The 23,946-nt window shown below is 72.3% G+C and carries 21 protein-coding genes; 16 read left to right on the plus strand and 5 right to left on the minus strand.

The window, feature by feature from the left end; all coding sequences use genetic code 11:
* Positions 1–176 precede the first annotated feature (176 nt).
* Both MED01_RS31035 and MED01_RS31040 read left to right on the plus strand, forming a co-directional pair.
* Entirely contained in the window at positions 177–1,145 is a 969-nt protein-coding gene (locus MED01_RS31035) for a DUF5715 family protein (protein WP_238672021.1), read from the plus strand.
* 4 nt (positions 1,146–1,149) lie between these two features.
* A complete protein-coding gene (locus tag MED01_RS31040) occupies positions 1,150–2,739 on the plus strand; it encodes an asparagine synthetase B family protein (protein ID WP_238672022.1) in 1,590 nt (529 codons plus the stop codon).
* A 52-nt stretch (positions 2,740–2,791) separates the two neighbouring features.
* Here the strand turns inward: MED01_RS31040 and MED01_RS31045 are convergent, their stop codons facing one another.
* A complete protein-coding gene (locus MED01_RS31045; protein ID WP_238672023.1) occupies positions 2,792–4,003 on the minus strand; it encodes an ArsB/NhaD family transporter in 1,212 nt (403 codons plus the stop codon).
* Positions 4,004–4,159: 156 nt separating this feature from the next.
* A complete protein-coding gene (locus MED01_RS31050) occupies positions 4,160–5,605 on the minus strand; it encodes an LVIVD repeat-containing protein (protein WP_238672024.1) in 1,446 nt (481 codons plus the stop codon).
* A gap of 138 nt (positions 5,606–5,743) precedes the next feature.
* Between MED01_RS31050 and MED01_RS31055 the strand changes: the two genes are divergently transcribed.
* The 4 genes from MED01_RS31055 (at position 5,744) to MED01_RS31070 (ending at position 11,003) form a co-directional block, all read left to right on the plus strand.
* Positions 5,744–6,451: a DUF305 domain-containing protein gene (locus MED01_RS31055; RefSeq protein ID WP_238672025.1), complete on the plus strand. Its 708-nt coding sequence runs from the start codon at positions 5,744–5,746 to the stop codon at positions 6,449–6,451.
* Positions 6,452–6,498: 47 nt separating this feature from the next.
* Positions 6,499–7,719, plus strand: a complete 1,221-nt coding sequence (locus tag MED01_RS31060; protein WP_238672026.1) for a sensor histidine kinase — start codon at positions 6,499–6,501, stop codon at positions 7,717–7,719.
* Positions 7,716–8,381: a response regulator gene (locus tag MED01_RS31065; protein ID WP_238672027.1), complete on the plus strand. Its 666-nt coding sequence runs from the start codon at positions 7,716–7,718 to the stop codon at positions 8,379–8,381. Before MED01_RS31060 ends, MED01_RS31065 begins: the two co-directional genes overlap by 4 nt.
* A gap of 147 nt (positions 8,382–8,528) precedes the next feature.
* Entirely contained in the window at positions 8,529–11,003 is a 2,475-nt protein-coding gene (locus MED01_RS31070) for an ABC transporter permease (protein WP_238672028.1), read from the plus strand.
* Between the two features lie 109 nt (positions 11,004–11,112).
* On the opposite strand, the gene MED01_RS31075 is transcribed toward MED01_RS31070, so the two are convergent.
* Complete coding sequence (locus tag MED01_RS31075; protein ID WP_238672029.1) at positions 11,113–12,375, minus strand: nucleotide sugar dehydrogenase; 1,263 nt, start codon at positions 12,373–12,375, stop codon at positions 11,113–11,115.
* A 123-nt stretch (positions 12,376–12,498) separates the two neighbouring features.
* Positions 12,499–13,863, minus strand: coding sequence for a serine/threonine-protein kinase (locus tag MED01_RS31080; protein WP_238672030.1), 1,365 nt, complete (start codon positions 13,861–13,863; stop codon positions 12,499–12,501).
* A gap of 538 nt (positions 13,864–14,401) precedes the next feature.
* Here MED01_RS31080 and MED01_RS31085 point away from each other — a divergent pair.
* The 10 genes from MED01_RS31085 (at position 14,402) to MED01_RS31130 (ending at position 22,155) form a co-directional block, all read left to right on the plus strand.
* Positions 14,402–15,034: an RNA polymerase sigma factor gene (locus MED01_RS31085; RefSeq protein ID WP_238672031.1), complete on the plus strand. Its 633-nt coding sequence runs from the start codon at positions 14,402–14,404 to the stop codon at positions 15,032–15,034.
* Between the two features lie 16 nt (positions 15,035–15,050).
* Entirely contained in the window at positions 15,051–15,866 is an 816-nt protein-coding gene (locus tag MED01_RS31090) for a hypothetical protein (RefSeq protein WP_238672032.1), read from the plus strand.
* Positions 15,867–16,026: 160 nt separating this feature from the next.
* Positions 16,027–17,262: an ergothioneine biosynthesis glutamate--cysteine ligase EgtA gene (gene egtA / locus MED01_RS31095; protein WP_238672033.1), complete on the plus strand. Its 1,236-nt coding sequence runs from the start codon at positions 16,027–16,029 to the stop codon at positions 17,260–17,262.
* Between the two features lie 17 nt (positions 17,263–17,279).
* Complete coding sequence (gene egtB, locus MED01_RS31100) at positions 17,280–18,620, plus strand: ergothioneine biosynthesis protein EgtB (protein ID WP_238672034.1); 1,341 nt, start codon at positions 17,280–17,282, stop codon at positions 18,618–18,620.
* 43 nt (positions 18,621–18,663) lie between these two features.
* Positions 18,664–19,440 (plus strand): ergothioneine biosynthesis protein EgtC, encoded by a 777-nt coding sequence (gene egtC / locus MED01_RS31105; RefSeq protein ID WP_238672035.1) that lies wholly within the window; start codon positions 18,664–18,666, stop codon positions 19,438–19,440.
* Between the two features lie 20 nt (positions 19,441–19,460).
* Positions 19,461–20,426, plus strand: a complete 966-nt coding sequence (gene egtD, locus MED01_RS31110; RefSeq protein ID WP_238672036.1) for an L-histidine N(alpha)-methyltransferase — start codon at positions 19,461–19,463, stop codon at positions 20,424–20,426.
* Between the two features lie 217 nt (positions 20,427–20,643).
* Positions 20,644–21,231 (plus strand): TMEM165/GDT1 family protein, encoded by a 588-nt coding sequence (locus MED01_RS31115; protein WP_124854391.1) that lies wholly within the window; start codon positions 20,644–20,646, stop codon positions 21,229–21,231.
* A gap of 39 nt (positions 21,232–21,270) precedes the next feature.
* Positions 21,271–21,633, plus strand: a complete 363-nt coding sequence (locus MED01_RS31120) for a DUF1622 domain-containing protein (protein ID WP_238672037.1) — start codon at positions 21,271–21,273, stop codon at positions 21,631–21,633.
* Complete coding sequence (locus tag MED01_RS31125) at positions 21,630–21,953, plus strand: hypothetical protein (RefSeq protein WP_238672038.1); 324 nt, start codon at positions 21,630–21,632, stop codon at positions 21,951–21,953. Before MED01_RS31120 ends, MED01_RS31125 begins: the two co-directional genes overlap by 4 nt.
* Before the next feature lie 4 nt (positions 21,954–21,957).
* Positions 21,958–22,155 carry a hypothetical protein gene (locus MED01_RS31130; protein WP_238672039.1) on the plus strand — a complete coding sequence of 66 codons (198 nt, stop codon included), beginning with the start codon at positions 21,958–21,960 and terminating at the stop codon, positions 22,153–22,155.
* Between the two features lie 103 nt (positions 22,156–22,258).
* Here the strand turns inward: MED01_RS31130 and nhaA are convergent, their stop codons facing one another.
* Positions 22,259–23,632: a Na+/H+ antiporter NhaA gene (gene nhaA / locus MED01_RS31135; protein WP_372493762.1), complete on the minus strand. Its 1,374-nt coding sequence runs from the start codon at positions 23,630–23,632 to the stop codon at positions 22,259–22,261.
* Positions 23,633–23,946 lie beyond the last annotated feature (314 nt).

Raw genomic sequence — 23,946 nt, forward strand, 5'->3', positions numbered from 1 at the left:
CGTTGACGACATCAGCTCCAAAGGCACCGGACCAACGATCACACCCCGGGGCGAGTGCAATGTCCACGCTCCGTTGGGGGGAAATAGGAGGAATGTTCGGTCCGTTACGGTCCCGATGATTACGGTGTGTTTCAGGGCGAACCACCCAGTGCCGTGACCGGAGAGAGGGACCCGTCATGCGAGTGCCCAGCCGTAGCCCGGGACAGCAGCCCGGCTCGCCTCCGTCGCCCACCGCTCCGGCCCGCCGCCGACCCTCCGGCGCGACCCCCCGCCGCGTTCCCGCCCCCGCCCCCGACCTGCCCGCTTACCGGGCCGCCGTCGCCGAACTGCTGGTCGAGGTCGGTGCCCTGGCCGACGCGGCGAGCACCCGGGCCCGGCAGGTGCTCATCGACGAGCGGCTGCGGGAGCCGGCGCTCGCCGCCGTCCTCGACGCCACCCCGCAGGGGCTGATCGGCGCACGCGAGACGCTGCTGCTGGAGATGGCCCGCTACCAACCGAACGATCGCACCTCGGCGGGTGACCTCAGCGCGCTGGTCCGGATCTACCTGCTCTCCCGCATCGACGTGCTGTGGTGGCAGGACGCGCCGACCTTCGTCACCGACGACCAGGTCAACGGCAGCGCCGAGCTTGTCGACCTGGAGTGGCTGCGCCGCCGCGACCTGCTGCGCTTCCGCTACCAGGAGCAGCCCGCGACCATGCTGGGCCGGGCCGCCCGCGGGCTGCGTCGCCGGCTGCGGCCCGACGCCACCCCGCGCACCGCGGGGCTGCTGTTTCGCCGCGCCCGACGCGAGGTGGTGGCCCTGCTCAACGACATCGGACGGGAGTTCACCGCTGTCGCGCCCCCAGCCACCCCGTCGCTCTGGGTGACCAGCCTGGTCCGCAGCGCCGAGCACCAGTACCGGCTGCGCCGTCTGGGCTACGCGGCGATGCTGCCCAGTGGGCACTGCCTCGGCTACTCGGCCGACGTCGAGCTGGCCTGGTTCGAGCGTTTCGGCGCGCGGGACGCCCTCGCGGAGCTGCTGCTGAGCCGGCAGGAGGCCGGTGAGCTGAACGTGATCGACGAGGGGCAGGCCTGGCACCTGTGTCTCGCGCCCACCGCCCGGCGTCGGCTACGTCGGGCGTACGAGGCCGAGATGGGGGTCTGAGCCGGTGTGCGGCATCGCGTTGAGCATCGGCCCCGAGGCCGACCCGGCGACCTTCCGCCGGATGCTCGCCGCGCTGGCCCCGCGCGGTGAGGTCACCGAGACCCGGTCCGAGAGCGGACTGCTCGCCGGCACCCGCCGGCTGCGGGTCGTCGACCGGGACCGGGCGGTGCAACCGTGGACGTCGACCGACGAGCGTTGGCTGCTCTGCTTCAACGGCGAGATCTTCAACTACCGGGAGTTGCGCGCGCAGTTGACCCGCCTGGGCCAGGCCTTCCGCACCGAGAGCGACACCGAGGTGCTGCTCGCCGCGTTCCAGCAGTGGGGCGAGGCGGCGGTGACCCGGCTGCGCGGTGAGTACGCCTTCGCGGTCGTCGAACGAGCCACCGGCCGGGCGTACCTGGCTCGCGACCCGCTCGGGGTGAAACCGCTGTACTGGTCCCGTCGACCCGGCTGCCTGCACCTCGCCTCCGAGGTCAAGGCGCTCGTCGGGCACGGCGCCCCGATCGCCGAGGTGCCGCCCGGGCACCACGGCTGGGCGGACGCGGACGGGCACGTCCGACTGAGCCCGTACGTCGACCTGTTCACCATCGGCGACGGACTGCCGGTCATCGACGACCCGGACGAGGCCGCGCTGCTGGTCCGCGCCGCGCTCAGCGACGCGATCCGCATGCGGGTGGAGACCGACCTGACCGTCGGGGTGGTGCTCTCCGGTGGGCTGGACAGCTCGTTGACCCTGCGGCAGGTGCGCGACATCCACCCGGACTGCGTAGCGGTGACCGTCGGTGTCGCGGACAGCCCCGACGTGGCGTACGCGCGGCGGCTCGCCGCCGATCTCGACGTGCCGCACGTGGTGGTCGAGCTGCGACCGCGCGACATCCGGCTCGCCGACGTCCGCGAGGCCATCCGGGTCTCCGAGCTGACCGAGTACGGCGACATCATCAACGCGGTCGTCTCGGTGCCGATCTTCCGGCGGCTGCGCGACCTGGGCATCAAGGTGGTGCTGACCGGCGACGGCTCCGACGAGCTGTTCGGCGGGTACCCGATGTACCACCAGGTCGCCCCGGCGGCGGCCCGCCGACTGTTTCTGCACCGGATCCGCAACCTGTGCCGCACCGAGTTGCAGCGGGTCGACCGGGCCGCCATGGCACACGGCGTGGAGGCCCGGGTGCCGTTCCTCGACCTCAGCGTGGTGGAACTGGCGATGCGGTTGCCGGTGGATCTGAAGCTGCGCCACGGGCAGGAGAAGTGGATCGTCCGGCGGGCGTTCGCCGACGTGCTGCCCGACTACATCCTCCGCCGTCCGAAGAACCCGATGTCGTACTCGTCGGGGCTGCACGAGCGGGTCCGGCTCTACAAGCCGCTCTTCGCCAGGCTGCACCGCTCCTTCGGCTACGACCTGCAGGAGCCGGTCCGTCGGGACTTCGACACGGTGTTGAGCCGCTGCGGCAACGACCTGGACCGGGCCATCGCCGACGGGCTGACCCGACCCGACTACACGGTCCTGGAGCACGCCCGTGACCTGGTCGGCGCGGCCAAGTGGAACGCCGCTCCGGTGGTCCGCCGGCTGGTCGGCCCGCGCCCGGCCCGCCACTGACGGCCGCACCGCACGCCACGCTCGACGCTGACACGGTGTCAGGGATGCGCGTTCAGCTCACCAGCAGCAGCGCGCCGACCGCGGCGAGCGTCGCGGTGACCGCGAGCAGGGTGCTGGTCAGCACGAACCGGGTCACCGGCACCGCCACCCCTGCCGCCCGGCAGCGCTCGAACCACAGCAGGGTGGCCAGTGACGCCCAGGGGGCGGCCAGCGGCCCGACGTTGGTGCCGATCAGCAGGGCCAGCAGGCGGGTGTGGTCACCGGCCGGCAGCACCGACTCGCCGGCCAGGTAGGCGGGCAGGTTGTTCACCGCGTTGGCGAGCAGCGCCCCGGTTCCACCGGCGCGCAGGGCGCCCAGCGCGCCACCGTCGGCGCCGACCAGGGTGCCGACCAGGTCGTCCAGCCCGTGCCGGCCGAGGGTCTGCACCACCAGGAACAGGCCGGTGACGAAGAACAGCAGGCGCACCGGGATCAGCCCCGGGCGCAGTGTGGCGGGGGAGCGGAGCAGGAACCCGACCAGCACCAGCACCAGCCCGACGGTGGAGGCGATCTCGATCTCCACGCCGGCGAGGATGCCGGCGACGAAGATCAGGCAACCGGCGAGCGCCGTACGGTGCAGCACCGGGTCGGCCGGCACGTGCCGGGTCGGCGGGACGAAGCGTCCACCGGCGGGCCGCTGTCGCCGCCACCACCCGAACCAGAGCAGGGCCATGGTGACCGTCACGGCGGCGAGCTGCGGCAACGCCATCCTGGCCGCGTACGCCAGAGGGGCCAGCCCGACCCGGTCGGCGGCGAGCAGGTTGGTCAGGTTGGACACCGGCAGCAGCAGGCTCGCGGTGTTCGCCAGCCAGACAGTGGTGACGGCGAGCGGGGCGGCGGGGATCCGCAGGTTCCGGGCCAGCGCGAGCAGCACCGGGGTGAGCAGCACGGCGGTGGTGTCGAGGTTGAGCACGAGGGTGGTCAGCGTGGCGAGACCACCGCAGAGCAGGAACAGTGCCGCCCACCTGCCCCGGGAGGCGATGGCCAGTCGGCTGGCCAGCACGTCGAAGACACCGGCCACGGCGGTCAGCTCGGCGAGCACGATCACGGTGCCGAGGAACACCAGCAGCGGCAGGATCCGCTGCAGGGTGGCGGTGGTCTCCGCGCGGGGGAGCAGCCCGCTCAGCGCGCAGGCCGCGCCCACCACGGCGAGGACGGCAGCCACCAGGTCCAGCGGGTGGGGCCGTCGGCGCGTGGTCGGCTCGGGCGGGGCGGCAACTGTCACGTCTGCTCACGTTGGCACAGCGTCTGGCCAGCTTGTTCGCAACCCCCGTCCTGGTGACGGGCCCCACCGCGCCCGTACCCGGGGGGCCTGGCGTCGCAACGGCACGGGCCCGGCCCCCGAAGGTTCGGGGACCGGGCCCGGCGTGGTGCGTGGTGCCTACCAGCCCAGGTAGCTGGGCTGGGTCTGCACGTTGAGCTCCTGGTAGCGGGTCAGCTTGGCCGACCAGGTACGCCAGTCGTTCAGCTCCAGGACGTCCAGGCCCTTCACCATGTCGTTGGAGTAGATGTGGCCGTTGTAGTAGTACGCGGACCAGGTGCCGCCGCCGACGAACGTGTCGGCCGAGAGCGGGCCGCGCTCCCAGAAGGCGATCTCCTTCGGGTTGGCCGAGTCGGTGAAGTCGAACACCGAGATGCCACCCTGGTACCACGCCTGGACCATGATGTCCTTGCCGAGCACCGGGATCAGCGAGCCGTTGTGCGCCACGCAGTTCTCGGTGTCGGCGTTGGCCCGGGGGATCTTGTAGTAGCTGCGGAAGGTCATCGTCCGGGCGTTGCCACGGCCGGCGATGTCGTAGATGGCGTCCGCGCCGCGGTTCGGGCCGACGGTCTCGTTGCAGGTCGCCGCCCCGCCACCACCCAGCTCGTCGGTGAAGATCACCTTGGTGCCGGCGTTGTTGAAGGTGGCCGAGTGCCAGAACGCGAAGTTGACCTCGTCCCGGACCCGGTTGATGACCCGGGGGGCCTCGCGGTTCTTGATGTCGAGCAGGATGCCGTCACCCATGCAGGCGCCGGCGGCCAGGTCCTTCGACGGGTAGGCGGTGATGTCGTGGCAACCGGTGGTCGCCGAGCCGGTCTGGCTGCCGGGGAAGCCACCGTCCGGGAAGAGGTTCGGCGTCGCGACCACTGCCGCGTCGGTCGGCTTCTTCACCGGCACCTTGATGATGGAGATCGAGTCGTGCGGCGGCTGGCAGTCCGGGAATTCGGCCCGCGGGCTGTACGACGAGACGTACAGGTAGATCGCCTTGCGGTCCTTGCCCGGCACCAGGGTGTGGGTGTGCGAGCCGCAGGCCGTCTCGACGGACTTGATGTAGCGCGGGTTGGCCTTGTCCTTGATGTCGAAGACCTTGATGCCCTCCCACGAGCCCTTCACGTCCGCTCCCTGCGTGGTGCTGTTGCAGGAGTCGTCGCTGCGTGACGAGTCGGTGGAGAGGAAGAGCAGGTCGCCGTGGACGGAGATGTCGTTCTGCGACCCGGGGCAGAGCACCCGGGCCTTGACCTTCGGAGCGCTGGGCCGCGAGATGTCGTAGATGACGAAGCCGTTGTAGTTGCCGGCGAACGCGTACTTGCCCTGGAAGGCGATGTCGCTGTTTGTGGAGTCCAGCGGGGCGACCTTGGGCAGGTTGGCGATCTGGCGCAGGTTGGGACTGCTCACGATCTCGTCGACGCCGGGGATCGTGTTGGTGAGCGCGGGGGCCGGGGCCGCCTGCGGCACCGACTGGGCGTTGCTCGCCGGGGCGACGAGGGCGCTGGCGACGAGGAGGCCGGTCGTGGCGAGCGCCACGACACGCAGTTGTCGTAACCGTGGCTTGTGGAATCTGATCATCGGCGGGGCCCTTCGCAAGGGGGAGACGATGGTTGACACGTTACAGTCCGACGAAGAACGTCGATGTGAGCTGGATCACATGAAAGCGGGTTCTTCAATGGATAGCATCGCGGTGACCTCGACTGCAGGGAGTGGCCCATGACCAACCGGCGCGCACGCATCCTGGCGGGCGTCACACTGGCTCTCGTGTTGCCGCTTGTGGTGTTCATGGTGATCCGCCTCGACGGCGACACCGGTACGAGCGCACCGCAGCCGGTCTCCGCGCCCGCCACCTCCGCCGCGTCGCCGACGGTCAGCCCCGTCCCCACCGACCTGACAGTCATCGCGCCCGGCCGGCCGGGCGAGACCGCGGCCACCCGCCCGGCGCACGAGGTCCGCGACGCCGGCCCCGCCCCGCACAACTCGCTGGACGTCTGGTTCGTGCGGATGATGATTCCGCACCACGCACAGGCGCTGGCGATGGCGGAGCTCGCCCCCGAACGGGCCGCCGACCCCGACATCCGGGCCATCGCCGAGCGCATCCGGGCCAGCCAGGGGCCGGAGATGGGCATGATGCGCGGCTGGCTGCAGACCCGTGGCCTCCCGGCCGAGGCGCAGGGGCACGACCACGGCACCATGCGCGGCATGCAGTCGCCAGAGGCGATGCGGCAGCTCACCGCGGCCCGTGGCGCGGACTTCGACAGGCTCTTCGTCCGGATGATGACCGAGCACCACCAGGGTGCCATCGAGATGGCCACCAACCTGCTCACCGTCGGCTCCGACCTGACGCTCAACGAGTTCGCCAACTCCGTCGCCACCGAGCAGACCGTCGAAATCGACCGCATGCGCGAGATCCTCGGCGGCTGAGCCCAGGCGCGGGGCGCGAGGCCCGAGCGTCCCGGCACGTACGCTGGGTGACCGTGAGACGCACAGTGTTCGGCCGCCCGCTGCGCGGCGTCGCCTTCGACGTGGCCGTCGCCGCCCTGGTGGTCCTCGTCTCAGTGGCAGCGGCGGTGAACCAGCCGGGCGGCTGGGCGGCCACGGCGGTCGGCCTGGGGATGGCTGTGGCGTTGCTGTTCCGCCGCACCCACCCGAGCGCGGTGACGGTGGCGGTCGCGGTGCTCGCCCTGATCCAGGTGATCGCCCGCTGGGGTCCGCTCATCTACGACGTGGCCGTCCTGATCGCGCTCTACAGCGTGGTGAAGTACGGCCGGCGGCTGCGCGACGGCGTCCTGGCCGGCGCGGTCGCGGCCGTCGGCGTGCTGCTGGCCGCCGCGCAGACCCCCAATGTCATCCAGTGGTGGGTGACCGCGCTGTGGTACGCGCTGGTCACCGGGGCGGTGTGGCTGGTCGCGCTGAACGTGCGGACCCGCCGGCTCTACGTGCTCAGCCTCGAGGAGCGGGCCACCACACTCGAACGCGAGCGGGAGGCGGAGTCCCGGGCGGCGGTCGCCGAGGAACGCACCCGGATCGCCCGTGAGCTGCACGACGTGGTCGCCCACAGCATGGCCGTGATGATCGTCCAGGCGGACGGGGCCCGGTTCATGCTCGACCGCGACCCCGCCCAGGCGCGCACCGCCGTGAAGGTGGTCGCGGACACCGGCCGGCAGGCGCTGGAGGAGATGCGCCGGCTGGTCGGCGTTCTGCGCGACGCCGGCCCGGCCGGCGCGGACGGGGCCGACGGGCTGGCGGTGGCGGCCGACCCCGAGCACCGACGCCTCGCGCTGGCCGAACTGCCCGACCTGCTGGCCCGGTTCGACGACGCCGGTCTGCACGTCCGCAGAACCGTCACCGGTGCGCCACCGGCCCTGCCGCCGGGCCTGGAGCTGACCGTCTACCGGGTGGTGCAGGAGGCGTTGACCAACGCGCTCAAGCACGCCGGCGTCGGCGCCGGCGTCGAGGTCGTCCTGTCGTACACCGCCGAGGCCGTCGTGGTCCGGGTGGTCGACGACGGTCGCGGCCGTCCGCTGGTCAGCCCGGCGCCGTCCGGCGGTCACGGCCTGCTCGGCATGCGGGAGCGGGTGACCGTGTACGACGGCAGTCTCACCGCCGGTCCCCGGCTGACCGGGGGCTGGCAGGTCGAGGTTCGGCTGCCGCTACCGTCAGAGCCGGCAACGGAGGTGATCGCGGCATGACGGTCCGGGTAGTGATCGTGGACGACCAGGCGCTGGTCCGCGCCGGGTTCCGGATGGTGCTGGAATCCCAGCCCGACCTGGAGGTCGTCGGGGAGGCGATCGACGGCGCGGACGCCCTGCGGGTGCTCGCCCGCACCGAGGCCGACGTGGTCGTGATGGACATCCGGATGCCCACCATGGACGGGGTGGAGGCGACCCGTCGACTCTGCGCCGAGCGGCCCTCGGGTGGCCCTCGGGTGCTGGTGCTGACCACCTTCGACACCGAGGCGGACGCGTTCGCGGCGTTGCAGGCCGGCGCGAGTGGCTTCCTGCTCAAGAACGTCCCGCCGGAAGAGCTGCTGGCCGCGATCCGGGTGGTGGCCCAGGGCGACTCGGTGGTGGCTCCGTCGATCACCCGGCGCCTGCTGGACCGGTTCGCCGGGCAGCTCGGCGCCGCCCCGAGCGCCGACCCTCGACTCGCGCAGCTCACCGAACGGGAACGGGAGGTGCTGCTGCTGGTCGCCCAGGGGCTGTCGAACGCGGAGATCGCCGCCCGGGTGCACGTGGCCGAGGCGACGGTGAAGACCCACGTCGGGCGGATCCTGGCGAAACTCCAGCTGCGCGACCGGGTCCAGGCGGTGGTCCTGGCGTACGAGAGTGGGCTGGTCACGCCCGGCGGATGACACGGCGTACGACCTGGGTCGTAGCGGCCGGCGGGCGCACCGCGACCCGGGGCGCACGCAGGTCGAGCGCGCAGGTGGAGATCGACAGACCGGGGCCGGCCATAGCGTCGGAGGGGTCCGATCCGCCACCTGCACCGGGAGCCCCGCATGATCCGCCTGACCCTGCGCTCGTTGCGTGCCGAGGCGCTGCGCATGCTGCTCTCGGCGCTCGCCGTCGTGCTCGGCGTCGCGTTCGTCGCCGGCACGATGATCTTCGTCGACGGGATGCGGACCGGGGCGTACGAGCGGGCCGGCACCTTCGACCGCCACACCGACCTGGGTGTCTACTCGGCCGGCCGCCAGGTGTTGCCCCCGGCGCTGGTCGACCGGGTGCGAGCGGTCGACGGGGTGGCCGCCGCAGCCGGTGAGTTGACAAACACCGCCGGGATCGTCGGAGCCGACGGTCGGCCGGTGCTCGGCTTCACCATGCTCGTCGCCATCCCCACCGAGGACGCGCTGCGCTCGTACGACGTGGTGACCGGCCGGTTGCCCGACCGGGCCGGGGAGGTGGTGCTCGACGCGCCGACGGCCGCCGAGCAGGGCTTCGGGCTCGGTGCGTCGGTCCGGATCGGCGCCACCGGTGGGGCGGCCCGCCCGTACACAGTGGTGGGCACCGTCGACGTGGCCGGCACCTCCCGCGACGTCGGCGGCCCGTTCGTCGGCCTGGTCGGGTCGGACGCCTTGGCCCTCACCGGCGAGCGGGGCTACGGCCGGATCATGGTGGCGGCCCGACCGGGCGTCGACGTCACGGCACTGACCGAGAAGGTACGCGCCGCGTCCGGCGCCGAAGCCACTGTGAAGAGCCGCCAGCAGATCCTCGACGAGGCGGTGGAGGACGCGGTGCGCAACGTGGACCAGTTCCGCATGCTGCTGTTGATCTTTGTGGGGGTCGCGATCGTGGTGGCCGGCTTCGTGATCGCCAACACCTTCGCGATCGTGCTGGCCCAGCGCACCCGACGGACCGCGCTGCTGCGCCTGATCGGCGCCACCCGGGGACAGGTCTTCCGGTCCACGGTGCTGGAGTCGGCGGTGCTGGGCCTGGTCGCCTCCGCGCTCGGCGTGCTGCTCGGGGTGGCCCTCGCCGCCGGATTGCGGCTGCTGCTGTCCCAACTGGACGTGCCGGTCACCGGTGGGCTGACAGTGACCGGTTCGACGGTGCTCACCGGCCTGCTGCTGGGCACCGGGCTCACCGTGTGCGCCGCCCTGCTGCCGGCCTGGCGGGGGACGCGGATCGCCCCGGTGGCCGCGCTCACCGATGCCGCGGTGCAGCCCAGCCGGGGTGCTGGTCGGGTTCGACTGAGCATCGGCGCGGTGGTCCTCGCCGTCGGTGTGGCAGCGCTGGCCGGCGCCGCCAGCGCCGGTCAACTGCTCCTGGTGGCGGTCGGTGGGGTGCTCACCTTCTTCGGGATCGTGCTGTTCGGGCCGGTGCTCGTCCCCGCGCTGGCGCGAGTGTTCGGCTGGCCGGTACGTCGCGTGCTCGGCACCATCGGTGAACTGGCGGTCAACAACACGGTGCGCAATCCGCGGCGGGTCGCCGCGACAGCCACCGCGCTGGTGATCGGTATCGGACTGGTCTCGGCGTTCATGGTCGGCGCGCGCAGCACCAAGGACGGCATCGAAAGCAGCGTTGACGCCCAGATCGGGACGGACTTCGTGGTCAGCGGAATCGGTCAGGACCTGCCGGCCGCGCTCGTCGGTGAGCTCGCCTCCCGCCCCGAACTGGGTGTGGTGCACGAGCAGCGCAGCACCGTCGTCGACGACGTCGAGATCCGCGCGGCCCACCCGGCGCTGGTCGGCCGGACGCTGAGCGGGGTGCTGGCCGGCGACGCCGAGCGGGTCGGGCCGGGGCAGGTGCTGGTGCACCGCGAGTTGGCGCGGGCCCGCAGCTGGCAGGTCGGCTCCCCGGTGACCGTCAGAGGGAAGGCGTTCCGGGTGGCCGCCGTGGTCACCGACGACACCCCCGGCGGCGAGGTGCCCGCCGGTCACGTCATCGACCTGTCCGACCAGGACTTCGCGGCGCTCTTCCCCGCCCAGCGCGGCTACCTGGCCGAGATCGACCCCGCCGCCGGGGTGAGCCCCGAGCGGGCCCGCGACGCGATCACCGCGGTGCTGGGCCGCTACCCGACGGCGAACCTGATGGACCAGGGCGCCTACAAGAAAATGCTCACCGGCACTGTCGACATGCTGCTCGCCTTCGTCACCGCGCTGCTCGGTCTGGCCGTCGTGATCGCCCTGGTCGGCGTGGCGAACACCCTGAGCCTGTCGGTGGTCGAACGGACCAGGGAGAACGCCGTGCTGCGGGCGGTCGGGCTGACGCGAGGGCGGATGCGCGCGGTGCTCGCCGTCGAGGCGGTGCTGATGGCGCTGGTCGGCGCGGTGCTCGGAGTCGGACTCGGCACCGGAGTCAGCGCGTCCACGATGGCCCTGCTGGACCGCCTCGGCGGCGACTTCCACGTGGTGCTGCCGCTCGGCCAGCTCGGGCTGATCCTCGGTGTCGCGGTGCTCGCCGCCCTGCTCGCCTCGGTGCTGCCGGCCCGCCGGGCGCTGTCCCGCCCGGTCGTCGAGGCGCTCGCCGACCAGTGAGCCGCTAGCGGTCCGGACCGGCCGGATCCGCGACCCGGCGACCGGACGGACATCCGCCGGCCGGCCCCGCCATCTTCCCCGGCGGCGGGACCGGCCAGCGGTGCCGGGTCTACAGGCGCTCGACCATCGGGCCGACGCACCGGTTGCGGGTGTCGAAGACGTAGCGGGCGTGCCTGACCACGAGGTCGTAGTCGAAGGTGTCATGGTCGGTGACCACCACCACCGCGTCGGCCGCGCGGACCTCACGCTCGCTGAGCCCGACCACTGTGATCCCGGCGGGGATCTGGTGCGCCTCGGCGTACGGCTCGACGGCGTGCACCTCGGCGCCGAGGGCCTGCAACCGACGGGCCACGTCCACGGCGGGGGAGTCGCGCATGTCGCCGGTGTTCTTCTTGTACGCCAGACCGAGCAGCAGCAGTCGGGCGCCGCTGACGGCCCGGCCGTCCCGGTTCAGCCCACCCATGATCCGCTGTGCGACGTGTTCGGGCATTTCGTGGTTGACGTCGTTGGCCAGTTCGATGAACCGGAACTGCCTACCGAGGCGGCGCTTGACCTGCCAGGACAGGTAGCACGGGTCGATCGGCAGGCAGTGCCCGCCGACGCCGGGGCCGGGCCGGAACGGCATGAAGCCGAACGGCTTGGTCGAGGCGGCGTCGATCGCCTGCCAGACGTCGATGTCGAGGTGGTGCGAGAGCATGGTCAGCTCGTTGATCAGCGCGATGTTGACCTGGCGGAAGGTGTTCTCGATCAGCTTGGTCAGCTCGGCGACGCGGGTGGAGTCCACCGGTATGGTGCGTTCCACGAGGCGCTGGTAGAACCCGTCCACCCGGGCCAGCGCCGCCGGGTCCACACCGGAGACCACCTTCGGGGTGTTCTCCAGGCGCCAGGTCGGGTTGCCCGGGTCGATCCGCTCCGGGCTGTAGCCGAGGTGGAAGTCACCGGGGCTGGTCAGACCGCTGGCCGACTCCAGCAGAGGGCGCAGCAGCTCCTCTGTGGTGCCCGGGTAGGTGGTCGATTCCAAGATCACCGTGCAGCCCGGGCTTACGTAGGGGCCGATACCGATGCCGGCCTGCTCGACGAAGCTCAGGTCCGGGGTCCCGTCGCGCAGCGGGGTCGGCACCGTGATGACGCAGATGTCGAACCCGTCAGCGTCGGTGTACTCCGTGCTGGGGTGGTAGCGGCCGCTGCCCAACGCGCGGCCCAGCCGATCGGCCGGAATGTCCTCGATGAACGACTCGCCGGAGGCGAGCCGCTTCACCCGGTCGGCGTCGACGTCGAGACCGACCACGTCGAGCCCCGCCTCGACGGCCCGCATGGCCAGCGGCAGTCCGACGTACCCCTGACCGATCACAACCAGCTTTTCAGCGCTCACCCAGGCTCCCGCAGCAGATGGTGTAAATAGCCTGCTGGGAGCCTAGAGGCGTCTTCGGCGCCGTAAGTCCGTTTTGAGGATATCGGTGCTTGTGGGACTGGCGGGGGTCGGCGACAGCGCGACTCAACCGCCCGCCGGCACCTCCGGGTCGAGCGGCGGGCTGGAGGTGGCGGGTGGCTCAGGAGGCGCGCTGGTCGGCGGCGGCGCGCCCGTCGTCGGCGCCGCGCTGGTGGGCGGCGCCGTGGTGACGTCCACCGTCGGGGTCGGCGAGTTGGCGGTCTGGCTCGGCTGCACACTCGGCGTGGCGGAGACCGAGGCCGACGGGGAGTTGCCGGTGACGTGCGGCCGGTCCGGCCGGCCCGGCTCGACACTGGTGATCTGCTCGTTGGCCGCGGGCAGGTCGACGGGGCCGCTCGGCGCCACCGTCGGCGAGGTGGCCGGCAGATTGACAGCCGGGTCGTCGCCGACGTTACGCGTCGCGGCCAGCGCCGCCCCGAGCCCGACCAGCGCGACCAGCATGGCCGCCGCCGCGCCGACGAGCGGACCCCGCCGTCGCTGGCGCCCGTCCGCCACCGCCGCGCCGGCCGGCACGTCAGTGCGGGTGCCCGGCCCAGCGTCGCGCAGCGCGACCGGCCCGGCCATCGCCGTCGGCGGCTCGCCGCCGGTGACCGCCGTCCGAGCGGCCTCGGCCATCGCCGCTCCGCTGGTGAACCGCTCCAGCGGATCCTTGGCCAGGGCCCGCGACACCAGGGCGCGGACCGCCTCCGGAATGTCGTGCGGCAGCTCCGGCGGCTCGTCGTCCAGGTGCCGCACGGCGACCTGGAGCGGATTGTCACCGGTGAACGGCGGACTGCCGGTCAGGCAGCAGTAGGTGACAGCGCCCAGGGCGTAGATGTCGGTGGCACCGCTGACCGGTCGACCGGCGGCCTGCTCGGGAGCCATGTAGAGCGCGGTGCCCGGCACCGCGTTGGTGCTGGTGATGCTGGTGATGTCGGTGGAACGGGCCACGCCGAAGTCCACCAGGACGACGGTGCCGTCCTCCTGCACCAGCAGGTTGCTGGGCTTGACGTCGCGGTGAACGATGCCGCCGCGATGCGCCGCGTTGAGCGCTGCGGCCGCCTGGGCCACGATCGACATCGTCTCGGCCACGTCGAGCCGCCCGGCCGCCTCGATCCGCTTCGACAACGGCTCGCCGGCGACGAACTCCATGACGAGGTAGTCCGCCCGCCCGCCGTCGGGGAGATCGTCCGCACCGCAGTCGAAGACCTGCACGATGCCGGGGTGCCGCAGCGCCGCCATGATCCGTGCCTCGGCGCGGAAGCGGGCGATGAAATCGGGATCGGAGACCAGCGCCGGCAGGAGAACCTTGACAGCGACCTGCCGGCCGAGGATCAGGTCGGAGGCACGCCAAACGTCGCCCATGCCGCCCGTGGCGACACGTTCGTCCAAGCGGTAGCGACCGCTGAGCACGACCTCCGATGACAACACCGCATTACCGTACCTAGAGTGGCGCGGGGCGGCGCGCCGTGGCAGGGCCGCCGGGCGGCCGGTTCAGACCGGCTGATCCGGCCTGACCTGTGTGGACGCTCGCCCTTTATGACGCTGCGAAAGGGTAGTGTCACAAAACGCGACTATTTCCGTCGCTCGGGCCGTCGATGGTGGCAAGAAACCCCGTACAGGCGTGGTTGGCGTCTGCTGCGTGCCGGCCGTTACGACGACGCGCCGTCGGGCCGGGTTGATAATTGTCACTCTTCCGTGACACGACGCCGACTTGTCGCTTCGTGAGCCCCCTCTTAGCGTTAGCCCGGCTCGGGCCCTCCCGGCTACCTCGGCGCGCAGCGCGCCAATCGAGCACCCCGGCGTTGGCCCCGGACACGCCGCCCCGACAATCGTGGTCGCGGGCACAATCTGAAGCGGTGGAGGGCGGTGCGGTGCTGGTGCTGATCGGGCGGACGACTCGTGCCGCGTGGCGTGCGCCAGCCCGGTTGGTCGGGCCGACCCGCCCCGAACGACGCGTGGGCCGCGCATGACCGCCGACCTGTCGGAGGTGGTGACCGCCGCGCAGGCCGGGGACGAGGAGGCGTTCCGCTTTCTCTACCGCAGCCTCCAGCCCGGGCTGCTGCGGTACCTGACCGCGCTCGTCGGGGCCGACGCCGAGGACGTCGCCTCCGAGACCTGGCTCCAGATCTCCCGTGACCTGCCCGGCTTCACCGGGGGCGAGTTCCGGGCGTGGGCGGTCACCATCGCCCGTAACCGCGCGATGGACCACCTGCGCCGGATGCGCCGTCGCCCCTCACTCCCGGTCCCGGTGCAGGCGCTCGTCGAGCTCGCCAGCGACGCGGACACCGCCGAGCGAGCCAGCGAGACGATCGGCACCGAGACCGCCCTCGCGCTGATCGCCACCCTCCCGCCCCGGGAGGCCGAAGCGGTCCTGCTGCGGGCCGTGATCGGGCTGGACGCGGGATCCGCCGGCCGGGTGCTGGGCCGCCGGGCCGGCGCCGTGCGGACCGCCGCTCACCGTGGCCTACGCCGGCTCGCGGTCCTGCTCGAGCGGCAGAGCCCGGCCGGGTCCTCCGTCGGGGTCGAGGGGGTGCCACCGCCGCGTGCGGGGAGTGGCCCCGCCCTGCGGGCATCGCACGTCGAACCGGCGGACGGCTGACGTGAGGGGACTCCCGATGAACCCGTTCCGGCGGGCCGACCACGCCGACACCGAGCGGCTGCTCGACTCGGCCCCTGCCTGGGTGGACGCCCCGCTGGATCAGGGCCCCTCCGCCCCGCCCACGGAGGCGGACGCGAACTCACCTGAGGTGACCTCGCACGCGCCCCCGGTCGAGCCGGTGATCGCGTTGCTCGCCGCGGCGGCCGGCCCCGTCCGCCCGGGTGAGTTGGCCGGGGAGGACGCCGCGGTGGCCGCGTTCCGGAACGCCCGAGCCAACCCGGCGCCGGCCGTGCCGCAGCGGCCACGCCGTCGCCGGATGACCACCGGCGCGGTGGCCTGGATCGGCGCGGTGGCAGCTACCGCCACGGCGGGGGCCGCCTTCGCCGCGGTCACCCGGGACCGCGAGCCAGACCCGGTCGCGCCGGCACCGTCGCGCCCGTCACCCTCGCCGCACCAGGGCGCATCCCGGTCGACCGAGCCCGGTCGGTCGGTGGGCCCTGACGTCGCGTCGCCGGGCGCGCCGCCGTCCGTCACCGCCACACCGTCGACCGGTCCCACCACCGTCGGCCAGATGCACGGACTGTGCCGCGCGTGGCGGGCGAAGAAGCCCGAGCAGCGGGAGAAGGCGCTGCGCACGCCGGCCTTCCAGAAGCTGGTGACCGCCGCTGGCGGACCCGCCAAGGTCGAGGCGTACTGCCAGCGGCTGGTACCCGAGACGAAGCCGTCCGAGCCAGCGAAGGTCACGCCCTCCGCGCCGGCGAAGGGCAAGCTGTCCCCTTCGGGGCAGGCCCCGCCGGCACCGCCGCGACCGGGCCACCCCACCGGCGGCTGACCGGCTGGCGGTTGGGAGCGGTTTGGTTCCGCCCTCCTTCGGAAATTCGTCTGTTAGACAGAGGTTGGTGGCACCGTGCACGCCCCCCGACGGTGTCGGTGGGTGGGTTTACGGTGGCACAGTGTGCCGGACCCGGCACATCGGAGAGGGGGCCCGACCCTTGGTGACGTCATCCGACCTGGACCGCAGCGCCATCCTGCGCGAGTCCGCAGCCGCAGTCCGACACCTCGCCCGGATCTGCTTCAAGACCGGCCCACCCACCCACACCGGCGTCGAACTGGAATGGACCGTGCACGACGCCGCCGATCCCGCCCGCCCCGTCGACGCGACGAGGCTGCGGGCGGCGCTGGGGCGGCACAGCCCCGCCACGCTGGATGCCACCAGCCCAGCCGAGCCGCTGCGACACGGCGGCATGGTCACCCTGGAGCCCGGTGGCCAGTTGGAGATCTCCACCCCGCCCCGCCCCTCGGTCGCCACGTTGATCCGCGCCACCGAGGCCGACATCGCCCAGGTCACCGACCTGCTGGCCGCCGCCGGGCTGATCCTCGGCAGCAGCGGCATCGACCCCCACCGACGGCCCCGCCCGGTGGTGGAAACTCCCCGTTACCGCGCGATGCGCGGAGCCTTCGACCGCCACGGCCCGGCCGGCCGCACGATGATGTACAGCACCGCCGGCCTGCAGATCTGCCTCGACGCCGGCGAGCCGGACCAGGTCGCTGACCGCTGGGCCGCGGCCCACGCGGTCGGGCCCCCACTGCTCGCGGCGTTCGCCTCCGCCGCTCGACACGCCGGGCGGCGCACCGGTTGGGCCTCCGCCCGGATGGCCGCCTGGCTGGCCATCGACCCGACTCGGACCCGCCCGGTCTGGTCGCCCTCCCGGTCGGCGGACGATCCGACCGACGCCTGGATCAGCTACGTGCTCGCCGCGCCGCTGCTCTGTCTGCGCCGGCACAGCGCCGACTGGGCCGCGCCGCCCGGGGTGACGTTCGCCGACTGGCTCGACGGCGCGCTGCCCCAACCGCCCACCGCCGATGACCTCGACTACCACGTCAGCACCCTCTTTCCGCCGGTGCGGCCGCGCGGCTACCTGGAGCTGCGCTACCTGGACGCCCAACCCGATCGTGGCTGGCGGCTGCCACTGGCGGTGGTGACCGCCTTGTTCGCTGACCCGGGCACCGTGCGCGAGGCGTACACGATCGCCGCGCCGGTGGCGCACCGCTGGTCGGCCGCCGCCCGGCACGGCCTGGCCGATCCGCCGCTGGCCGCCGCCGCGGCGGCCCTGCTCGACCTGGCAGTGAGCACCATGCCCCGACTGGAGCTGCCGGCCAGCACCCACGACGAGATCCGGCGAGGGATACGCCAGCGGCGGGCCGCCGCAGAGAGGAGAGACCAGTGAGCGCGAGGAGTGAGCCGGTGTCACGAGCCTCGACGGCGGGCCGCGTCGACGGCGAGCGGTTGCGCGACCACATCGCTGTGGAGTTGGCCCGGGCCCGCGCCCGCAGCGCGTTGCTGACCGAGGTGGTCGACGACGCCGACCTGACCCGCCAGCACTCACCGCTGATGTCGCCGTTGGTCTGGGACCTCGCCCATGTCGGTAACCAGGAGGAGCTCTGGTTGGTCCGGGACGTCGGGGGCCGGGAGCCGGTCCGGTGTGACATCGACGAGCTGTACGACGCGTTCAAGCAGCCGCGCCGGGACCGCCCCACGCTGCCCCTGTTGCCGCCCGCGGAGGCGCGCGCCTACCTGGCCACCGTTCGGGACAAGGTGCACGACCTGCTCGACGCGGTGACCTTCACCGAGCGGCCGCTGGTCGCCGACGGGTTCGCCTTCGGCATGATCGTGCAGCACGAGCAGCAGCACGACGAGACAATGCTCGCCACCCACCAGCTGCGCTCGGGGCCGGCGGTGCTGCACGCCCCGGCGCCGCCCGAGCCGTCGGTACGGGTCGGCGCGGAGGTGCTGGTGCCGGCCGGCGAGTTCACCATGGGCACCGACACCGATCCGTGGGCGTTGGACAACGAACGTCCGGCGCACCGGGTCGACCTCCCGGCGTACGTCATCGACGCCGCCCCCGTGACCAACGGCCAGTACGCGGCCTTCATCGCCGACGGCGGCTACACCGAGCAGCGCTGGTGGAGCGCGGCCGGCTGGGAGCATCGGGTTCGGGAGCAGCTGAGCGCCCCGATGCACTGGCGTCCCGACGGCGACGACTGGTCGTATCGGCGCTTCGGTCAGTGGGCGCGGGTGCGCGCCGACGAGCCGGTGGTGCATGTGTGCTGGTACGAGGCGCAGGCGTACGCGGCGTGGGCCGGCAAGCGGCTGCCGACCGAGGCGGAGTGGGAGAAGGCGGCCCGGTGGGATCCGGCGACCGGGCGGTCGCGTCGTTACCCCTGGGGGGACGACGACCCGACCGAGGCGCACGCCAACCTCGACCAGCGCCATCTGCGACCGGCGCCGGTGGGCGCGTATCCGGCCGGCGCGTCGCCGTTGGGTGTGCACCAGCTCATCGGCGACGTCTGGGAGTGGACCTCGACCGCGTTCGACGGGCATCCGGGGTTCGCCGCGTTCCCCTATCGCGAATACTCGGAGGTCTTCTTCGGCGGCGACTACCGGGTGCTGCGCGGTGGCTCGTTCGGCACCGACCGCTCCGCCTGCCGGGGCACCTTCCGTAACTGGGACTATCCGATCCGTCGTCAGATCTTCAGCGGTTTCCGCTGCGCCCGGGACGCGCGACCGGACGAGACGTACCGGTGAGTCGCCGCACGACCGGCGGCCCGGCGGCGGGCCGGGGGCGCTGATGTGTCGCCACCTGGCCTACCTGGGGCCGCCGGTCACCCTGGCCGAGCTGTTGTTCGACAGTCCGCACTCGCTGGTGCGGCAGTCCTGGGCGCCTCGCGACATGCGCGGCGGCGGCACGATCAACGCTGACGGGTTCGGTGTCGGCTGGTATCCGGGGGAGGGTGAGCCGGTGCGGTACCGGCGGGCGCAGCCGATCTGGAGCGATCCGACCATCGCCCAACTGGCGGCGGTCACCAGCAGCGCGGCGGTGGTGGCGGCGGTCCGCTCGGCCACAGTCGGGATGGCGGTGCTCGACAACGCGGCGGCGCCCTTCGCCGAGGGGCGGTGGCTGTTCAGCCACAACGGTGTGGTCCGCGGCTGGCCGGACGCCGTGGTGCCGCTCGCCGCCGGTCTGCCGGTGCGTGACCTGCTCACTCTGGACGCCTCCACCGACTCGGCGCTGCTCTGGGCGCTGGTGCGGCATCGGTTGCGCGCTGGTGCCGACCCGGTCGAGGCGGTCGGGCGGACGGTGACCGATGTCGCCGCCGCAGCCCCAGGGTCGCGGCTCAACCTGCTGCTCACCGACGGGCACCGGGTGGTGGCGAGCGTGGCGGGGCACGCGTTGTCGGTCCGCGAGACGCCGGGTTCGGTGCTGCTCGCCTCCGAGCCACACGACGACGATCCCGGGTGGCGGTCGGTGCCGGAGGGGCACCTAGTCGTCGCCACAGCGGGTGAGGTGCGGGTACGTCCACTGCCGACCCCGGTGAGCCGCGCCGGGCAGGCACGCAACGGTTGAGCGAACAGAGGAGCGAACCGATGACCGCGGAACCCCTGGAGATCTACCTCGAAGAGGGTGACCTGGAGCGTGGCCTGCGCGACGACGTCCGGGCCGGGCTGAGCGCCGGCCGCAAGTGGCTGCCGCCGAAGTGGTTCTACGACGCTCGGGGCAGCGAACTCTTCGAGGAGATCACCCGACTGCCCGAGTACTACCCGACCCGGGCCGAGCGGGCCGTGCTGGCCGCGCACGCTCCCGACATCGCGGCGCTGACCGGGGCCAAGACGCTCATCGAGTTGGGCTCCGGCTCGTCGGAGAAGACCCGGCTGCTGCTGGACGCCTTCACCCGCCGAGGTGGGCTGGGTACGTTCGTCCCCCTCGACGTGTCGGTCAGTGCGCTGCGCGGGTCCACCGCCCAGATCGCGGCCGACTATCCCGGCCTGCGGGTGCGGGGCATCGTGGGGGACTTCACCAGGCAACTGGACCGGCTTCCCACCGGCGGTCGGCGGTTGGTGGTGTTCCTCGGTGGCACCATCGGCAACCTGTTGCCCGCCGAGCGGGCCGAGTTCCTGACGGCGATGCGCGCCGCGTTGGAGGTCGGCGACTGGTTGTTGCTCGGCACGGACCTGGTGAAGGACCCGTCGGTGATAGTGCCGGCCTACGACGACGCCGCCGGGGTCACCGCCGAGTTCAACCGCAACGTGCTGCACGTGATCAATCGGGAGTTGGGCGCCGATTTCGACCCGGCCGCGTTCGAGCACGTCGCCGTGTGGGATCCCGACCACGAGTGGATCGAGATGCGGTTGCGGGCGACCCGGCCGATGAGCGTGCGGGTGCTGGGGCTGACTGTCGATTTCGCGGCGGGGGAGGAGCTGCGTACCGAGGTCTCGGCGAAGTTCCGCCGGGAGGGGGTCGCCGCGGAGCTGGCCACTGCCGGCTTCGCCGCGACGGAGTTCTGGACCGACCCGGACGCGCTCTTCGGTGTCACGTTGGCGCGGGCGCGGTGAGCCTGTTCACCCGGCGCGGTCGGGCCGGGCGGTGATCCGATAGGCTGATCACGCGAAGGGGAGTAGCCCCCAATGTCGTGGTCGACATACTGGTGCGTTCCGCATCCGGCCACGCGGCCCCGGTTTTCTCGGGGCGGGCGAGACCTTCGACTCAGGCTGTTGCAGCCGGGTCGAGGGCGCCCCTGTACCTCCTCCCGGCGTGAACGGGAAGGATGTCATGGAGGGATTTTTCGCCGCGCTGGTAGTCAGCTTCGGCGTCATCTTCGTCGCCGAGCTGGGGGACAAGTCCCAGCTGATGGCGCTGACCTTCGCCACGCGCTTCAAACCGATTCCGGTGCTGATCGGCATCACGGTCGCCACAGCCGTGGTGCACCTGGCGTCGGTCGCCATCGGCGCGAGTCTCGGGGCGGTCCTGCCGACCGAGTGGATCTCCCTGGTTGCCGGCGTGGCGTTCCTCGGGTTCGGTGCGTGGACGTTGCGCGGGGACAAGCTCACCGAGGAGGAGAAACGCAAGGCGGAGAAGACCAACAAGACCGCGCTGGTCGCGGTGTCCGTGGCGTTCTTCCTCGCCGAGCTGGGCGACAAGACGATGCTCGCCACGATCACGCTCGCCACCAAGTACGGCTGGTTCGGCACCTGGCTCGGCTCCACCATCGGCATGGTGGCCGCCGACGCGCTGGCCATCCTGGTCGGCCGGATGCTCGGCCGGCGGCTACCGGAGAAGACCATCAAGTACGGTGCCGCGATCCTCTTCGCCATCTCCGGTCTCTGGCTGATCCTGGAAGCGGTGAACGAGCTGACCTGAGCCCCGACTAGCTGCCCGGAGGGCGGGTAACGGCCCGGGGTGGAGCCGGCCGAGTTGTTGCGCCAGGGCGACCAGGTGCTGGTTGCCGTGGTGGAGGTGGCCGGCGCGCTGGTGATCTTCGTTGGTGCGGTGTGGGCGGCGGTGCGGTTCGTGGTCGAAGGGCTGCGACACCGCACCGCCGCCCGCTTCACGCCGATCCGGCTCTCGCTGGGCCGCTTTCTGACCCTGGGCCTGGAATTCCAGCTGGCGGCCGACGTGCTGCGCACGGCGGTGTCCCCGTCGTTCACGCAGATCGGCCAACTGGCCGCCATCGCGACGATCCGAACGGCGTTGAACTACTTCCTGGGCCGCGAGATCCGTCAGGAGCAGCGTCAGGTGGCCGAGGGGGAGCGTCGACCGTGACGGGCACCCTGGTCACGGCGGTCACCGCCCTGGCGCTGGTCGCCGGGGTGCTCACCACGCTCACCACCGGGGCGCTGCGCCGCGGCGTCCGGGTTGTGCTGGACCTGCTCACCGCGGCCGGCCTGCTGCACCTCGCCGGCGAGCCGGGGTGGAACGGCCTGGCCGGCGCGGTGGCGATCATCGCCCTGCGTCAGCTGCTCGGGGCGGCGCTCAGCCGCCGACCCCCATGGTCCGGCCGACAATCCCCGGCGCCCTGCGCGGAGGACGATCACCACCTACCGTTGGCCTCGACAGGTGAAACGGGAAAAGCGGGAGGATGACCACATGAGCCGGCACGACGAACCGAACGAGTACGGCTACGCCGGCGGCGCCACCGCCCCGGAGCCTCCGCCCGGCGGGAAGCCCGACGAGCAGGATCGCGTCGAGGCGGTGGCGGTGCCGGGCGACGACCTCACCGGGCCGACGGCCGAGGCGCTGGTCGAGGAGACCGAGGACCTGCCGCCCGCCGACCGTCGCCGCTGAACGCCAGCCCGCGCGGTTGGTGCGGCGGCGCGGCACGGCGGCGAAGACGCGCTCGCCGCGCCGCCCCTTGGCGCTTCGCGTTCGCTGAATCGCGCCGATGCGGTCAGCGGGCGTCGGGATGCTGGTAGACGTCGGGTACGCCGTCCCCATCGGCGTCCAGCCGCTCCCGCTCTGCCACTCTCCGGTACGCCGCGTTGCGGCGGACGAGCACCGTGGCGGCCAGCCCGGCGGAGATCACCGAGCCGAGCAGCACTGCCGCCTTTACCCGTTCGCCAGCGGTGCTGCCCGCCCCGAAGGCCAGGTCGCCGATGAGCAGCGAGACGGTGAAGCCGACGCCGGCCAGCAGGGCGATGCCGAGCAGGTCGACCCAGGTGATGTCCTCGTCCAGTTCGGCACGGGTGAACCGGGCCAGCAGGTACGTCGAGCCGAAGATGCCGATGCTCTTGCCGAACACCAGACCGGCGACGATGGCGATCACGATCGGGTCGCGTAGCAGGGCGCCCAGGTCGGTGCCGCGCAGTGTGACCCCGGCGGCGAAGAAGGCGAAGATCGGCACCGCGAAGCCGGCCGACACCGGCCGCCAGCGGTGCTCCAGGCGGGCGGCGAGCCCACCCTCGCCCGCCTCCGCGGTGCCCGCCTGCTCGTTCCCGGTGGTCGGCTGGTCGCCGCCCGCCGGTCGACGGGCGAGCACCGGGACCGTGAAGCCGAGCAGGACCCCGGCGACCGTGGCGTGCACGCCCGAGGCGTGCATCAGTGTCCAGGCGGCGATTGCGAGGGGGATCAGCGCCCACCACCAGGTACGCCCTCGCTGCACCAGCGCCGCGAAGAGCCCGATCGCCGCGAACGCGGCGAGCAGCGGAACGGGATGGAAGCCGGCGGTGTAGAAGATCGCGATGATGATGATCGCGAACAGGTCATCGACCACCGCGAGGGTGAGCAGGAATGCGCGCAGGCCCTGGGGCAGATGTGAGCTGACCACCGCGAGTACGGCGAGCGCGAATGCGATGTCGGTGGCTGTCGGAATGGCCCAACCGCGCAGGCCCTCCCCGCCCCCGCTCAGCACCACCGCCACGTAGATCAGCGCCGGCAGCAGCATCCCGCCGAGCGCGGCCGCCATCGGCAGCGCGGCTCGGCGCGGGTCGCGCAGGTCACCGGCGACGAACTCCCGTTTGAGCTCCAGGCCCACCACGAAGAAGAAGATGGCCAGCAGGCCGTCGGCCGCCCAGGTGGCCAGATTCAGGTCGAGGTGCCAGGGCGCGCCGGGCCAGGGCACGACGTCGCCCAGCCGGGTGTACGAGTCGGACCACGGGGAGTTGGCCCAGATCAGCGCGATCAGAGCGCCTGACAGCAGCAGCGCGCCACCGACGGTCTCGGTGCGCAGCACCTCGGCCAGGTGCCGGGCCTGCGGCCAGGACGATCGGGAGAACAGCCGCATCTTCGGCGGACGCTGGCCTGTCGGCGGGGTGGGGGAGGTCAACTTCGGGCTCACCTACAGGAGTCGGGACGGCAGGAATCCACTCGCCGACCAGACTTCCCGGCACACCGCTGTCGACCCTATCCGGCGGTGCGGCCGGCGGCGACCGCTGGGCCGATCGGACGCCGTTCGATCGCGGCTTCGACTTTTCCCAGTTGTCGCCGCTGCCGAATGGACGTTTGTCGGGTTGGTCATGCGGGCGCACATCTCGCACCCGGAATATAGGTAACTCCGGACATAAGCCGTATGAGCCGCTTTAATGGTTTCACGAGTTTAGAGACGACCTTGGGGGTTTTCGTGAAGTTCTTTGCCGTAAC

The sequence above is a fragment of the Micromonospora alfalfae genome, assembly GCF_022230925.1.
Lineage (GTDB): Bacteria > Actinomycetota > Actinomycetes > Mycobacteriales > Micromonosporaceae > Micromonospora > Micromonospora alfalfae.